We start from the raw sequence: 14,034 nt of genomic DNA on the forward strand, positions 1-14,034 counted from the left end.
GAGCCTAGGCGAGCCGCACCTCGGCGTTCTTCCAGAAGTCGTCGCCACGCAGCTCCAGCGTTCCTGCCGCGACTTGTTCGCGCAGGCGCCAGGCGGCCAGTAGGTCGCTGACGAAGAGGCCGTCGACGTAAGCCATGGTCGGGCCGATCAGCGATTGCACCGGGCGCCAGGACTCGCTGGCGCTGTCCAGCAGGATGCGGTCGATGTGCGTATAGCCGGCGCCGCTCAGTTGGCCATCCAGCCACAGGCGTAGCTCGGCGCTTTCGGCCAGGGCACGCTGCCAGTCCGCCGCCAGGCCATGGCGTTCGGCGGCGTCCAGCTCGCGGCTGGCGGCCAGGGCGTTGGCCAGCTCCTCGGGTTTGAGCATGGCGATGGCGTGGCGGTCTTCGCTGCGGCACTGGCCGCTGCCGGCACCGACGCTGCGCAGGATGACGCTTGCTGGCAGCAGCGCGCAGACGCGGCGCAGTAAGAGTTGTTCGCTGGCGCTGTCGCCGTGCCAGAGCGTGACGGAACCGACGTCGGGGCTGTGCAGCCAGTTCACCTCGGTGGCCATCTCGATGGCGATTTCCCGCTCCCGCAGGACCTCGCCACCCAGCTCATGCCAGAACGCGGCGCGTTGCTGGCAGGGCGGGTTATCCACATCACTCAGTGGGCCGACCGCGAGGTCGTCCGGCATTACGCGGATTCTCTTCTCGGTCAACACGCCTGCCTCGACGGCCCGGCGCAGGGCATCGGCGGCGCCGTCACCGCAGACCAGATGCAGGCTCATGGCGCCACCACCCGGCGCGGCTCGCCGGCGAAGAAGCCGGTGGCGTTCTCGCTCAATTGGCCGACGATGCGTTGCCGGGCTTCGCGGCTGCCCCAGGCGCTGTGCGGGGTAAGGATGAAGCGTGGTATATCGCCGGCCAGCAACGGGTTGCCGTCCCTGGGGGGCTCCACACTGAGCACGTCGAACGCCGCGCCGCCCAGGTGACCGCGGCGCAGGGTGTCGGCCAGAGCTTGTTCGTCGACGAGACCACCGCGCGCCGTGTTGATCAGGAAGGCGTGGGGCTTCATCAGATCCAGTTCGCGCTGGCCGATCAAGTTGCGCGTGGCGTCGGTCAGCGGGCAATGCAGCGTCAGGGCGTCTACCTGCGGCAGCAGTTCGTCCAGCGCCAGGCGATCGGCGCGCGGCGGGCGGCCAGGCAGGGCGCCGAGCAACACGCACATGCCGAAGGCTTCGGCCAGTTTCGCCACGGCGCCACCCAGTTCGCCGTGGCCAAGCAGGCCGAGGGTCTTGCCTTCCAGTTCGACGATGGGGAAGTCCAGCAGGCAGAACTGCGGTGCCTGCTGCCAGCGGCCCTCGCGAATTGCCGCCTGGTAGTCCGGCAGGCGGGTAGCCAGTGCGAGCAACAGCATCAGGGTGTGCTGGGCCACTGACGGTGTGCCGTAGCCCTGGCAGTTGCTCACGGTCACGCCGTGCCGGCGCGCGGCGTCGAGGTCGACGTTGTTGGTGCCGGTGGCGGCCACCAGGATCAGCCTGAGTTCCGGGCACTGCTCGAATACGTCGGCGCCGATGCGCACCTTGTTGCTGATCGCCACCTGCGCGCCCTGCAGCCGCTCGGCCACCTGCTGCGTATCGCTGCGCCCGTGCAGGACCAGTTCGCCGAACGGCGCGCGCAGCGGCGCGAGGTCGAGATCACCGAGGTCGAGGGAGGCATGGTCGAGGAAGACGGCGCGAGCAGGATTCATGAGCGATGACACCTTGATCGAAAGGGCGGGATGAAGGGGATTCTCGGCAGAACCGCCTCCGGGGACAACCCGGGCGGCCCCCGGGTGTGCGCCCTGCTCCCTGTGCACAGATGGTAGATGTTCGAGTGAAAAGTCTGACAGATGTTTCGGGTTTCCCTCATCTACCGTACGCCGCCGGCTCCGTAGATTGCACTCATCGAAACCTTGAGGTGACTTGCGATGATGGGTTGGATTCTCTCTGGCCTTACAGCCTTCCGTGCCCTCGGTGCGCGCGTAAGGTGGCGGAGTGCGGCGCGGGATGTCAGTCCGCGGGCGCTGCCACGCAGATCAAGCGTCGCGGTTGGCCCCGAGCCTTTGCTGTGCTTCGGTGCACTGATGGCGGCCTGCAGTGGCTCGGTCGCGCCGCAACTGGACCGGGAGTGCCCCGAGGACGCCGCTCGCCTGGCGAAGGAGTTGGACGAGTGCTGGGGCATTGATGATCCCCACACCGCGCGAAGCACCTTGCAGGAAATGTTGCTCGAGGCCCACGGCGAGATGCTCGATGACGATTTCCGGCGCTTGCAGCGCAACGAGTCCGGCGCCTTTGATGGGGAACAGCGGCTGCGCTGGCGGCTAGCGAAGCAGGCGTGGTTGAAGGCCGGCCTGGCAGTGCCGCGTGATCTCTCCATGGCGGCTCACGACTTTGAATGTATCGCCTGGCTGGCGCGATGCTGCCATGGCTGCGGTTATCTCAGCGAAGCCGAGGCCTGGCTGACGCTGGCCTGGGTAGCCGACGCGGCGATCCGCCGTTTCACTGACTGGCAGGGCTACGCCGCGTCCTTCGTCCTTGGGCGGGCCGCCCTATTGCGCGACACGCGGCAGACTTCGCTGGCGATCCGGGCATTCAAGGAGCTGATGGGCGGCAAGCAGGAAGAGGCTGCTGCGGCCGGTCTGTGGCAAGCCTACCCGCTGGCGGGCATTCAAGTAGCCGAGGTGGTCCTGCAGTCGGCGCATCTTGTTGAGCCATTCGAGTTGCCTCCCCGGCGGGCGTTGCTGGCCTTCGGCGCGCTGATCGCCACCAGTGGAGGGGCGCGGTCGGATGCGTTGGCGATCGCTGCCCATGAGCGTGAGTTGAACCGGGTCTGGTTGGCCGAGCGCTGGGACGCGGCGGATCAGGGCAAGATTCTCCAGCGCATGGACTGGCTGATGAACCATGGCAGCCGGGTGAAGCTCGACCCCCTGCTTGGACGAGCCGGCGGCGCGGGCTACGTGCGGCAGAGCGGCGGAGAAGGGGGCCGGGGCGCGCGCTTCGAACAGGCGCGCCGGGCGCTGCTCAAGGTCGGCCATGATCCGGAGTTGATCGACGAATGCCGCAGCCTGCTCGCCTACGACCTGGAACGTGCAGCCTTCGGGGCGCGGCTGGCATTCGGCGCCGGCCTGCTTGCCGAGGACAAACTCTGGAATGCCTTGCGCCACATGGCCCGGCAGGCTCGCTCGGCATTCGGCTCCTGGGAGGAGTACCTGATCTCGGCTGTTCTCGGCCATGCCCTGGCCAATGAGGACTGGGAGGCCGGCAAGCGCCTGATCCGCAGTGGCATGGAGTTGCTCGATGGCATCAACCCATTTGCCGAACATCGCTCGCCCTGGCAAGCCTGCCCGTTGCCGCGACTGCCGGTCCTGCATGGCGTAGCGCAAGCCGGCGCTGGCTAACCTGCGCGACTTGCCGGCAGTCCGACGATTCGTATAGAACTCGCGCTTTGACAGTTTTGGCCGGGAGGCGCGATGTACTGGGCGGAATTTCTCACGGTGGCGTTCATCCATCTGCTGGCCGTGGCCAGCCCCGGTCCGGATTTCGCCGTGGTGGTGCGAGAGAGCGTGGCTCACGGCCGCCGCGCTGGCACCTGGACGGCCCTGGGCGTGGGCAGCGCGATCTTCCTCCACGTCACCTATTCGCTGCTGGGCATCGGCCTGATCGTGTCGCAGTCCATTGTGCTGTTCAACGCGCTGAAATGGCTGGCGGCGGCGTACCTGCTGTACATCGGTATCAAGGCACTACGTGCGCGACCGGCCGACCCGTCCGCCGCCGAGAATACCGCGGCGCCCGTGGCTCGCACGGCGCGGGGGGCTTATGTGGCCGGCTTTGTCACCAATGGCCTGAATCCCAAGGCGACGCTGTTCTTTCTCTCGCTCTTCACCGTGGTAATCAACCCGCATACGCCATTGCTGGTGCAGGCCGGTTATGGCGTGTATCTGGCCTGCGCGACCGCTGCCTGGTTCTGCCTGGTGGCGCTGCTGTTCAGCCAGCAGCGCGTGCGCGCCGGCTTCGCGCGCATGGGCCACTGGTTCGACCGGCTGATGGGTGTGGTACTGATCGGCCTGGGGATCAAGCTGGCCTTCACCGAGTTGCGCTGAGCGCGGCTTTTCGTAGGAGCGAGCTTGCTCGCGAACCACGTCCACGTGGTAGCGGTTCGCAAGCAAGCTCGCTCCTACAGGAAGGATCAGGCACCGAACGCAAATAAAAAGGGGCGCCCGAGGCGCCCCTTTTTCATGCCTGACGGAGTATCAGACCAGCTCGATCGCCACTGCGGTGGCCTCGCCGCCGCCGATGCACAGCGAGGCGACGCCACGCTTGCCGCCCTTCTTCTGCAGGGCGTTGATCAGGGTGACGATGATGCGCGAGCCAGTGGAGCCCACCGGGTGGCCTTGAGCGCAGGCGCCGCCGTAGACGTTGACCTTGGCGTGGTCCAGGCCGTGTTCGCGCATGGCGAGCATGGTGACCATGGCAAAGGCTTCGTTGATCTCGAACAGATCCACGTCGTCCTTGCTCCAGCCGGCCTTCTTGAACAGGTTGGTCATGGCGCCGATGGGGGCGAGGGTGAATTCGGCCGGGTCCTGGCTCTGGGTGGCGTGGGCGACAATCTTCGCCAGCGGCTTCAGGCCACGGCGTGCGGCTTCTTCAGCGGTCATCAGGACCAGCGCGGAGGCGCCGTCGGAGATGGAGCTGGCGTTGGCGGCGGTGATGGTGCCGTCCTTGCGGAAGGCCGGGCGCAGGCCGGGAATCTTCTCCAGGTTGGCGGTCAGCGGTTGCTCGTCGTCCTTCACCACGGTCTCGCCCTTGCGGGTGGTGACGGTGACCGGGACGATTTCCGACTCCAGCGAACCGTCCTTGATGGCGGCCTGGGCGCGCTGCAGGGAGTCGATGGCGTAGGCGTCCATCTCTTCGCGGGTGACGTTGTACTTGTCGGCGGTTTCCTGGGCGAAGGAGCCCATCAGGCGGCCGGTGCGGGCATCTTCCAGGCCATCGAGAAACATGTGGTCCTTGATCTCGCCGTGGCCCATGCGCAGGCCGGTGCGGGCCTTCTCGATGACGTAGGGGGCGTTGGACATGCTTTCCATGCCGCCAGCAACCATCACGCTGTTGGTGCCCGCCTTGAGCAGGTCGTGGGCCAGCATTACGGCCTTCATGCCCGAGCCGCAGAGCTTGTTGATGGTGGTGCAGCCGGTGGCGGCGGGCAGGCCGGCGTTCAGCGACGCCTGGCGGGCCGGGCCCTGTTTCAGACCGGCGGGCAGTACGTTGCCCATGATCACTTCCTGCACGTCTTCGGGCTGGATGCCGGCACGGGAAATGGCTTCGCGGATGGCGATGGCGCCCAGGTCGACGGCGGAAACGCCGGACAGGCTGCCCTGGAAGCCGCCCATGGGAGTACGGGCGCCGCTGACGATGACGATCTCGGACATGACTCTAACCTCTTCGCTCTTGTTGTAGGAGTGCGCGTAGGGACGGCTGCGCGTCGGCATAACTGCTTCCGCCTTGTTCTGCTCCAGCTCGCAGGCCCCCGCGGACTCCGGGTAAAGGTACCGGGCGTGAACGACCGGGCGTCAGGATTCTACCGCGTGACCGGATGTGGCCATAGAGTCATCGGCAAATCACTCTTTTGACTGATGAATGGACGCCACGAGCGCTCTAGAGTCGGTCTCATCCTGATGAGATCCAGCCTTGAGAGTGCGTACGCCATGCTGAAAACCCGCGTCATCCCCGCTGCACAGAACGCCTACCAGTACCCGCTGTTGATCAAGAGCCTGCTGCTGTCGGGCAGCCGTTACGAGAAAGGTCGGGAAATCGTCTACCGCGACAGCGTGCGCTACACCTACGCCACCTTCAATGAACGCGTCGCCCGGCTGGCCAACGTGCTGACCGACGCCGGTGTGAAGGCCGGTGACACCGTGGCGGTCATGGACTGGGACAGTCACCGTTACCTGGAATGCATGTTCGCCATTCCGATGATCGGCGCGGTGCTGCACACCATCAACATCCGCCTCTCGCCGGACCAGATCCTCTACACCATGAACCACGCCGACGACCGCTTTGTGCTGGTCAACAGCGAGTTCGCCGCGCTCTACCAGGGCATCGCCGGGCAACTGACCACGGTGGAAAAGACCCTGCTGATTACCGACGGTGCGGACAAGAGCAGCACGCTGCCCAACTGTGTTGGCGAGTACGAGACCCTGCTGGCCGCCGCCAGCCCGCGCTACGCCTTCCCCGACTTCGACGAGAACTCGGTGGCAACCACCTTCTATACCACCGGCACCACCGGTAACCCCAAGGGTGTGTACTTCACCCACCGCCAACTGGTGCTGCATACCCTGGCCATGGCCGCCACCATCGGCAGCCTGGACAGCATCCGCCTGATGGGCACGGATGATGTGTACATGCCGATCACCCCGATGTTCCACGTCCACGCCTGGGGCGTGCCGTACGTGGCGACCATGCTGGGGGTGAAGCAGGTGTATCCGGGCCGTTACGAGCCGGAGATGCTGTGCAAGCTGATCCGTGAGGAGAAGGTGACCTTCTCCCACTGCGTGCCGACCATCCTGCAGATGATGCTCAACGCCGCCGGCGCCAAGGACCACGACTTCGGCGGGCTGAAGATCATCATCGGCGGCAGCGCCCTCAACCATGCACTGTATGACGCCGCCAAGGCGCGCGGCATCCAGCTCACCGCTGCTTACGGAATGTCCGAGACCTGCCCGCTGATCTCCTGCGGCTACCTCAACCAGGAGCTGTGCGCCGGCAGCGAGGACGAGCGCACCACCTACCGCATCAAGGCCGGCGTGCCGGTGCCGCTGGTGGAAGCGGCGATCATGGACGAGCACGGCGAGTTTCTCCCGGCCGATGGCGAGTCCCAGGGCGAACTGGTGCTGCGCGCCCCCTGGCTCACCCAGGGCTACTTCCGTGAGCCGGAGAAGGGCGAGGACCTCTGGGCTGGCGGCTGGATGCACACCGGCGACGTGGCGACCCTGGACGGCATGGGCTTCATCGATATCCGCGACCGTATCAAGGACGTGATCAAGACCGGCGGCGAGTGGCTGTCGTCGCTGGAACTGGAAGACCTCATCAGCCGTCACCCGGCGGTGCGCGAAGTGGCGGTGGTCGGTGTGCCTGACCCGCAGTGGGGCGAACGCCCATTCGCCCTGTTGGTGCTGCGCGATGGCCAGGCGCTGGATGCCAAGGCTTTGCGCGAGCACCTCAAGCCTTTCGTCGAGCAGGGGAACATCAACAAGTGGGCAATTCCCTCGCAGATCGCTGTTGTTACTGAAGTTCCCAAGACCAGCGTCGGCAAGCTCGACAAGAAGCGTATCCGGGTAGACATCGCCCAATGGCAGGAGGCTGGCAGCGCCTTCCTCTCCACGGTGTGACCGACGACCGGCAAGTCACGGTTGGCGGGCGGCCGTGCCAAGCAAGCGCTTGGCACGGCGCAGCCCAGTGATCACGCCACCTTGGGGCCTACGCAAGCGTCTAGTCAGGGCCTTTGTAAGACAAATCACACTTTCGAGCGATCAAGCGTTATAGGGCGCTGGATATAGTCGCCACTACTCATAACAAAAAACACATGGAGTAGCGTCGATGAAAACCATGCAACATATCTGGCGCCTGGCGCGGCTGCCGCTGGCAGTCAGCCTGGCGTCCTCGCTGGCGGCTCCGGCTTCTGCCGTCAGCTTCAACATCGGGGAAATCGAAGGTTCGTTCGACTCGACGCTGTCCGTGGGGGCCAGCTGGTCGACGCAGAATCCGAACAGCAACCTCATCGGCATCAACAACGGCGGTAAGGGCCTGTCCCAGACCTCCGACGACGGCCACCTGAACTACAAGGCCGGCAAGACCTTCTCGAAGATCTTCAAGGGCATCCACGACCTCGAACTCAAGTACGGCGATACCGGCGTCTTCGTGCGCGGCAAGTACTGGTATGACTTCGAGCAGAAGGACGAGAACACCGAGTTCAAGCCGCTCTCCGACCATAACCGCAAGGAAGCCGCGCAGGCCTCCGGCGGCGAAATCCTCGACGCCTTCATCTATCACAACTACAACATCGCCGATCTGCCGGGCACCGTGCGCCTGGGCAAGCAGGTGGTGAACTGGGGTGAAAGTACCTTCATCCAGAACGGCATCAGCGTGATCAACCCGTTCGACGTCACCGCCTTCCGCCGTCCGGGCTCCGAGATCAAGGAAGCCCTGGTGCCGGTGAACATGTTCTACCTGTCGCAGAACCTCACCGAGAACCTCTCCGCGGAAGGCTTCTATCAGCTGGAGTGGGACCAGACGGTGGTCGACAACTGCGGCACCTTCTTCTCCCAGCCGGACGTGGTGGCTGACGGCTGCACCCAGAACCTCGCGGTGCTGACCAACAACGCGGCCTCGATCCGCACCCTGAACGGCCTGCTCGGCCCGAACCTGGCGGTGACCCCGTCGCCGTGGAACGAAGGCCTGGTGGTACAGCGCGGCCCGGACCGTGACGCCCGCGACAGCGGCCAATACGGCTTCTCCCTGAAGTACTTCGCCGACAGCCTGAACACCGAGTTTGGCGGCTACTACATGAACTACCACAGCCGTCTGCCGATCTTCTCCGGCCGTGGCGCCGATGCCTCCAAGGTGGCGCAGATCAACCAGCTGATCACCAACATCGCGGCGATCAGCCCGTCCCTGGCGGCCCAGGCCGGCGCGGCGGCGATGGCGGGCAACTCCAGCTACTTCATCGAGTACCCCGAAGACATCCGCCTGTACGGCCTGAGCTTCTCCACCACGCTGCCCACCGGCACCGCCTGGCAGGGCGAGATCAGCTACCGTCCGAACGCCCCGGTGCAACTGAACACCACCGACATCCTGTATTCCGGCCTGGACCCGGTGTCCATCGGCGGCAACCACGTCTATGACAACGCCTCCGTGCTGACCGGCACCGCCGGCCAGGACCTGCACGGCTACCGCCGCAAGGAAGTCACCCAGCTGCAGACTACCTTCACCCACTTCTTCGACCAGGTCATGGGCGCCGAGCGTCTGACCCTGGTGGGCGAGGTCGGCTGGACCCACGTCGGCGGCCTGGAAAGCCAGAACAAGGCGCGCTACGGCCGCGACCCGGTCTTCGGTCCCGGCCCGCTGAACGGCTCGCTCAATGGCCTGGCCACCTGCGAAGCCCTGAACGCCTCTACCCTGGGCACCACCAACGCCAACAACGTCAGCCGCAACTGCGAAAGCGAAGGCTTCACCACTGCCGACTCCTGGGGCTACCGCGCTCGCGCCATCTGGGACTACAACGACGTCTTCGCCGGTGTGAACCTCAAGCCCAACGTGGCCTGGCAGCACGACGTGGATGGCTACTCCCCCGGCCCTGGCGGCAACTTCGAGGAAGGCCGCAAGGCGGTCAGCCTGGGTATCGACGCCGACTACCTGAACACCTACACCGCCAGCCTGGCCTACACCAACTACTTCGACGGCAAGTACTCCACCGTCGACGATCGTGACTTCGTCAGCCTGAGCTTCGGTGTGACCTTCTAAGCCGGCCGTTCAACCGGCAAGCGGCCCGTCCTCGCGGCGGGCCATCCGCGCGGCCGGGTGACCCGGCCACGCGAGCAGCAGACAAGACCCGCGAACCGTCTTTCCCGGAGCCTCCGGCAAGGGCGGCCAACGCGGTGGGCAAAGACTCAACGAGGACGACAAACGAATGAGAACAACAAAGATCCTGCTGCACACGAGCGCCCTGGCGCTCAGCCTCATCGCCTCCCAGGTGATGGCGGCTGTCTCTGCCGATGAAGCGGCCAAGCTCGGCTCCACCCTGACTCCGATGGGCGCGGAAAAGGCCGGCAACGCCGATGGCTCCATCCCGGCCTGGACCGGTGGCCTGCCCAAGAACGCCGGCACCGCCGACAGCAAGGGCTTCCTCAGCGATCCATTCGCCAGCGAGAAGCCGTTGTTCACCATCACCGCGCAGAACATGGACCAGTACAAGTCCAAGCTGACCCCCGGCCAGCAGGCGATGTTCAAGCGCTACCCCGACACCTACAAGATGCCGGTCTATACCACGCACCGTACCGCCACCGTGCCGGAGAACGTGCTGGAAGCGACCAAGAAGAACGCCACCAGCACCAAGCTGCTGCAGGGCGGCAACGGCCTGGAGAACTTCCAGGTAGCCAACCCCTTCCCGATTCCGAAGGACGGTCTGGAAGTCATCTGGAACCACATCACCCGCTACCGTGGCGGCCACGTACGTCGTCTGGTGACCCAGGCCACGCCGCAGGTCAACGGTTCCTACTCGCTGGTCTACTTCCAGGACGAATTCGTCTTCCGCACCGACCTGAAGGATTACGACGCCAGCAAGCCGAGCAACGTGCTGTTCTACTTCAAGCAACGCGTCACCGCTCCGGCACGCTTGGCCGGTAACGTGCTGCTGGTGCACGAGACCCTCGACCAGGTGAAGGAACCGCGCCTGGCGTGGCTCTACAACGCCGGTCAGCGCCGCGTGCGCCGTGCTCCGCAGGTGTCCTACGACGGCCCGGGTACCGCCGCCGACGGCCTGCGTACTTCCGACAACCTGGACATGTACAACGGTGCGCCGGACCGCTACGACTGGAAACTGGTGGGCAAGCAGGAACTGTACATCCCGTACAACAACTACAAGATGGATGATCCGAAGCTGAAGTACTCGGACATCATCAAGCCTGGCCACCTGAACCAGGACCTGGCCCGTTACGAGCTGCACCGTGTGTGGCACGTGACCGCCACCCTGAAGCCGGGCGAGCGGCACATCTACGCCAAGCGTGACTTCTTCATCGACGAGGACACCTGGCAGGCCGTGGAGATCGACCACTACGACGGTCGTGGCACCCTGTGGCGCGTAGCCGAGGCGTTCAACCAGTACTACTACAACTACCAGGTACCGTGGTACACCGCGGAAACCCTGTATGACCTGCTGTCGGGTCGCTACCTGGTGCTGGGTCTGAAGAACGAGGAGAAATCCGCCTACGACTTCAACTACAGCGCTTCTGAAAGCGACTTCACCCCGGCAGCGCTTCGCCAGGAAGGCGTGCGCTGATCCCCCGATCCCCACGGGTGGTTCCGCGGTGAAAAAAGACCGGCCTTCGGGCCGGTTTTTTTATGGGGGATCATCTGTCGGATGAATGGAGGAGGGAATGCAAGACGCCTTCTGGTCATGTTGTGAGCAAAGGTAACAAAATCGACTTCTATTCCCGACCGCGAGCGGCTAGGCTCCGTCCACAGTGTGACCTTCGTCGATAGCTATAAGAGCTAGAGCAAGAGCCAGGCCAATGACCGACTTCTCGACTCTGCCAAGACTGACCGATGTTCCCTCCAGCACGGCCGGCAGCCGTTTCTTCCGGCCGCCGCTGCCGCATGGCCACGTCGCCCGTTCGCGTCTGTGCCAGCGCATGGCAGCAGGGCTGGAGGGACGGCTGATACTGGTGTCTGCACCGGCTGGATTCGGCAAGAGCTCACTGGCCATCGAATTCTGTCAGACGCTGGGAAGCCAATGGCGCAGTCTGTGGCTGGGGCTCAGTGCAAGGGATAGCGACCCCGGGCGATTCCTCGAACGCCTGCTCGAGGGGCTGCGCCTGCACTTTCCTACGCTCGGTGATGAAGCCCTGGCCCTGCTGAAGATGCGCCAGCGCCACCAGCCCTTCGCCTTCGAAGCCTGGCTCGACGACCTGCTCGATGAGCTGGTGGACAATCTGTCCGTCGACCGCCCGCTACTGCTGGTGCTGGACGACTACCACCTGGCCCAGGGTGCGGTACTCGACCGCTGTCTGCAGTTCCTCCTCAATCACCAGCCCGCCGGCCTGGTCGTGCTGGTCACCAGCCGCCAGCGACCGGACTGGCACCTGGCGCGCCTGCGTCTGTCGCGGCAGTTGCTGGAGTTCACCGAGCAGGACCTGCGCCTGACCGTCGAGGAAACCGCGCAGCTGGTCAGCACCAACGGCGCGCAACTCGACGACAACGCCCTCGACAACCTGGTCGAGCGCAGCGAAGGCTGGATTGCCGGGCTGCGCCTGTGGCTGTTGGCCCATGGTGACGAACTGGCGGCCAACGTGCCGGACCTGTCCGTGCATGGCGCCGAGGAACTGATCCGCGACTATCTATTGGAAGAAGTAATCGACAAGCAGTCGCCGGAGGTCCAGGTATTCCTGGCCCAGACCGCGCGCTTCGAGCGCTTCTCCGCCGAATTGTGCGATGCGCTGCGCGATGCGTACGACAGCGCTTCGATCCTGCGCCACCTGCAGCAGCACCAGGTGTTCCTGGTGCCGCTGGACGAGCACGGTCAGTGGTTCCGCTACCATCACTTGTTCTCCGATCTGTTGCTGGCGCGTCCGCTGCCTGGTTCCGGGCCTTCGACGGCGGCGTTGCACCTGCGCGCGTGCCGCTGGTTCAGCGCCCAGGGGCTGTTCGATGACGCGGTGGAGCAAGCCCTGCGCGCAGGTCACCCGGAGGTGGCGGCGAGCCTGGTGCAGAGCCTGTCCGAGGAGCAACTGCTGGCCGAGCAGAACGTCGCCACGCTGCTGCGCTGGAAGATGGACCTGCCCGACAGCCTGCTGGCCAGCACCCCGCGCCTGATCGTGTTGTACAGCTGGGCGCTGGCGTTGGCCTGCCAGCTGGATGCGGCCGAGGAGTTGGCGGCGCAACTGTCACGCTTCCTGCCCGCCGCCGATGTCACCACCCAGCGCGACCTGCTCGCGCAATGGCAAGCGCTGGCGGGCGTGATCGCCCGTGGCCGCGGCGAGATCGAAGCGGCCGAGCGGCACTGCGAGGAATCCATGCAGGGCCTTGGTCCGGAGCGCTTCGGCCCGCGCCTGCTGTGCCTGTCGACCCTGAGCAACCTGGCTATCGTGCGGGATGATCTCTGGCGCGCCCGCGAGCTCAATCGCGAAGCCCTGGAACTGGCGCAGCGCTTCGGCAATCCGCTGTTCGAGGCCATGGTGCATTACGACCGTGCCCGCGTTCTGCAGGCGCGCGGCGAAGTGCTGCGTGCCGAGGAAGAAGTGCGCCAGGGCCTGGCGCGGCTCTCTGGTCTGTCCTCCCAGCGCCGCTATGCGGTGCGTGGCCGGTTGATGCTTTACCAGGGCTACCTGCGCAGCCTCGCGCTGCAGCCGGAGGAGGCGCGCAAATACCTCAAGGCCGGCATCGAGGAGGCCCGCGCCTGCCGCGACATCAGCCTGGTGATCGGCTTCTGCGTGCTGGCCAGCCTGGAAGGGCGGCTGGGCAACTTCACCCGCGCCTTCGCCCAGCTCGCCGAAGTCGAGCGGATGATGCATGTGTGGGACGTGCCGCCGGTCTACTACCTGTCGGCTATCACCCTGATCAAATGCGAACTCTGGCTCGGCCAGGGCCAGGTCGAACTGGCCACCGCCTGGCTCGAGCGCCTGCGCGACACTTACACTGGCGACGAACCGGCCACACCGCCGGAGTGTTCGCCGCAGCTGCCGCGCCACGTGGAAATGCTCCAGTCCCAACTGGAGCGCCGCGAGGGCCGCATGGCTGAAGCTGAGGCGCGCCTGCGAACTGTGGCCAGCGGCGCCCTGCAAGGTGGTGCGCAGTTGCAGGCGCGCTTTGCCCAGGGGCAGTTGGTTGCCTTGCTCTTGCAGGACGGCCGCGAGCGCGAGGCGTCCTTTGAGCTGGGCGAGTGCCTGAACGGCCTGGCCGTCGGCCTGCTGGTTCCGTTGCATGACGTGCTGCTGCAGCATCCGGAATGGCTGCGCGAGCAACTGGCCGTGCGGGCTTCCTCGCCGGCCATCGACGCCCTGCGCGAACGCCTGCCGACGCTGCCGGAACGTAGCGCGGTGCCCAGCGACTGCCTGAGCGGGCGCGAGCTGGCGGTGCTGGAGCTGATAGCCCAGGGCTGCTCGAACCAGGAAATCAGCGAGCGCCTGTTCATCTCCCTGCATACCGTAAAGAGCCATGCCCGGCACATCAATGACAAACTCGGCGTCGAGCGCCGCACCCAGGCGGTGGCGCGGGCGAAGGAGATGGGGTTGTTGCGCTAGGGC

At 65.4% G+C, this 14,034-nt stretch carries 9 protein-coding genes; 6 read left to right on the plus strand and 3 right to left on the minus strand.

What is annotated here, in order from left to right:
• Positions 1–4: 4 nt before the first annotated feature.
• Together AC2T4A_RS10180 and AC2T4A_RS10185 are read right to left on the minus strand one after the other, a co-directional pair.
• Positions 5–769, minus strand: a complete 765-nt coding sequence (locus tag AC2T4A_RS10180; RefSeq protein ID WP_486743217.1) for a DUF1835 domain-containing protein — start codon at positions 767–769, stop codon at positions 5–7.
• Positions 766–1,731, minus strand: a complete 966-nt coding sequence (locus tag AC2T4A_RS10185; protein ID WP_486743218.1) for a 2-hydroxyacid dehydrogenase — start codon at positions 1,729–1,731, stop codon at positions 766–768. Before AC2T4A_RS10185 ends, AC2T4A_RS10180 begins: the two co-directional genes overlap by 4 nt.
• A gap of 375 nt (positions 1,732–2,106) precedes the next feature.
• Between AC2T4A_RS10185 and AC2T4A_RS10190 the strand changes: the two genes are divergently transcribed.
• Both AC2T4A_RS10190 and AC2T4A_RS10195 read left to right on the plus strand, forming a co-directional pair.
• Positions 2,107–3,420 carry a DUF1266 domain-containing protein gene (locus AC2T4A_RS10190; RefSeq protein ID WP_486743219.1) on the plus strand — a complete coding sequence of 438 codons (1,314 nt, stop codon included), beginning with the start codon at positions 2,107–2,109 and terminating at the stop codon, positions 3,418–3,420.
• A 72-nt stretch (positions 3,421–3,492) separates the two neighbouring features.
• Complete coding sequence (locus AC2T4A_RS10195) at positions 3,493–4,122, plus strand: LysE family translocator (protein ID WP_416744753.1); 630 nt, start codon at positions 3,493–3,495, stop codon at positions 4,120–4,122.
• A 150-nt stretch (positions 4,123–4,272) separates the two neighbouring features.
• Here the strand turns inward: AC2T4A_RS10195 and AC2T4A_RS10200 are convergent, their stop codons facing one another.
• Complete coding sequence (locus tag AC2T4A_RS10200; RefSeq protein WP_486743220.1) at positions 4,273–5,448, minus strand: thiolase family protein; 1,176 nt, start codon at positions 5,446–5,448, stop codon at positions 4,273–4,275.
• Between the two features lie 276 nt (positions 5,449–5,724).
• Here AC2T4A_RS10200 and AC2T4A_RS10205 point away from each other — a divergent pair, with 276 nt between their 5' ends.
• From AC2T4A_RS10205 to AC2T4A_RS10220, 4 genes are all read left to right on the plus strand, one after another.
• The gene (locus AC2T4A_RS10205; protein ID WP_486743221.1) at positions 5,725–7,407 is read left to right on the plus strand and encodes a fatty acid--CoA ligase; all 1,683 of its coding nucleotides are present in this window, start codon (positions 5,725–5,727) and stop codon (positions 7,405–7,407) included.
• A gap of 208 nt (positions 7,408–7,615) precedes the next feature.
• On the plus strand, positions 7,616–9,538 hold the full coding sequence (locus AC2T4A_RS10210) for a DUF1302 domain-containing protein (RefSeq protein WP_416744750.1): 1,923 nt from the start codon (positions 7,616–7,618) through the stop codon (positions 9,536–9,538).
• A 166-nt stretch (positions 9,539–9,704) separates the two neighbouring features.
• On the plus strand, positions 9,705–11,072 hold the full coding sequence (locus tag AC2T4A_RS10215) for a DUF1329 domain-containing protein (protein ID WP_416744749.1): 1,368 nt from the start codon (positions 9,705–9,707) through the stop codon (positions 11,070–11,072).
• A gap of 232 nt (positions 11,073–11,304) precedes the next feature.
• Positions 11,305–14,031, plus strand: a complete 2,727-nt coding sequence (locus tag AC2T4A_RS10220) for a winged helix-turn-helix domain-containing protein (RefSeq protein ID WP_486743222.1) — start codon at positions 11,305–11,307, stop codon at positions 14,029–14,031.
• The last annotated feature ends 3 nt before the right edge of the window (positions 14,032–14,034 follow it).

The organism is Pseudomonas sp. PVC-3-1 (genome assembly GCF_057444315.1).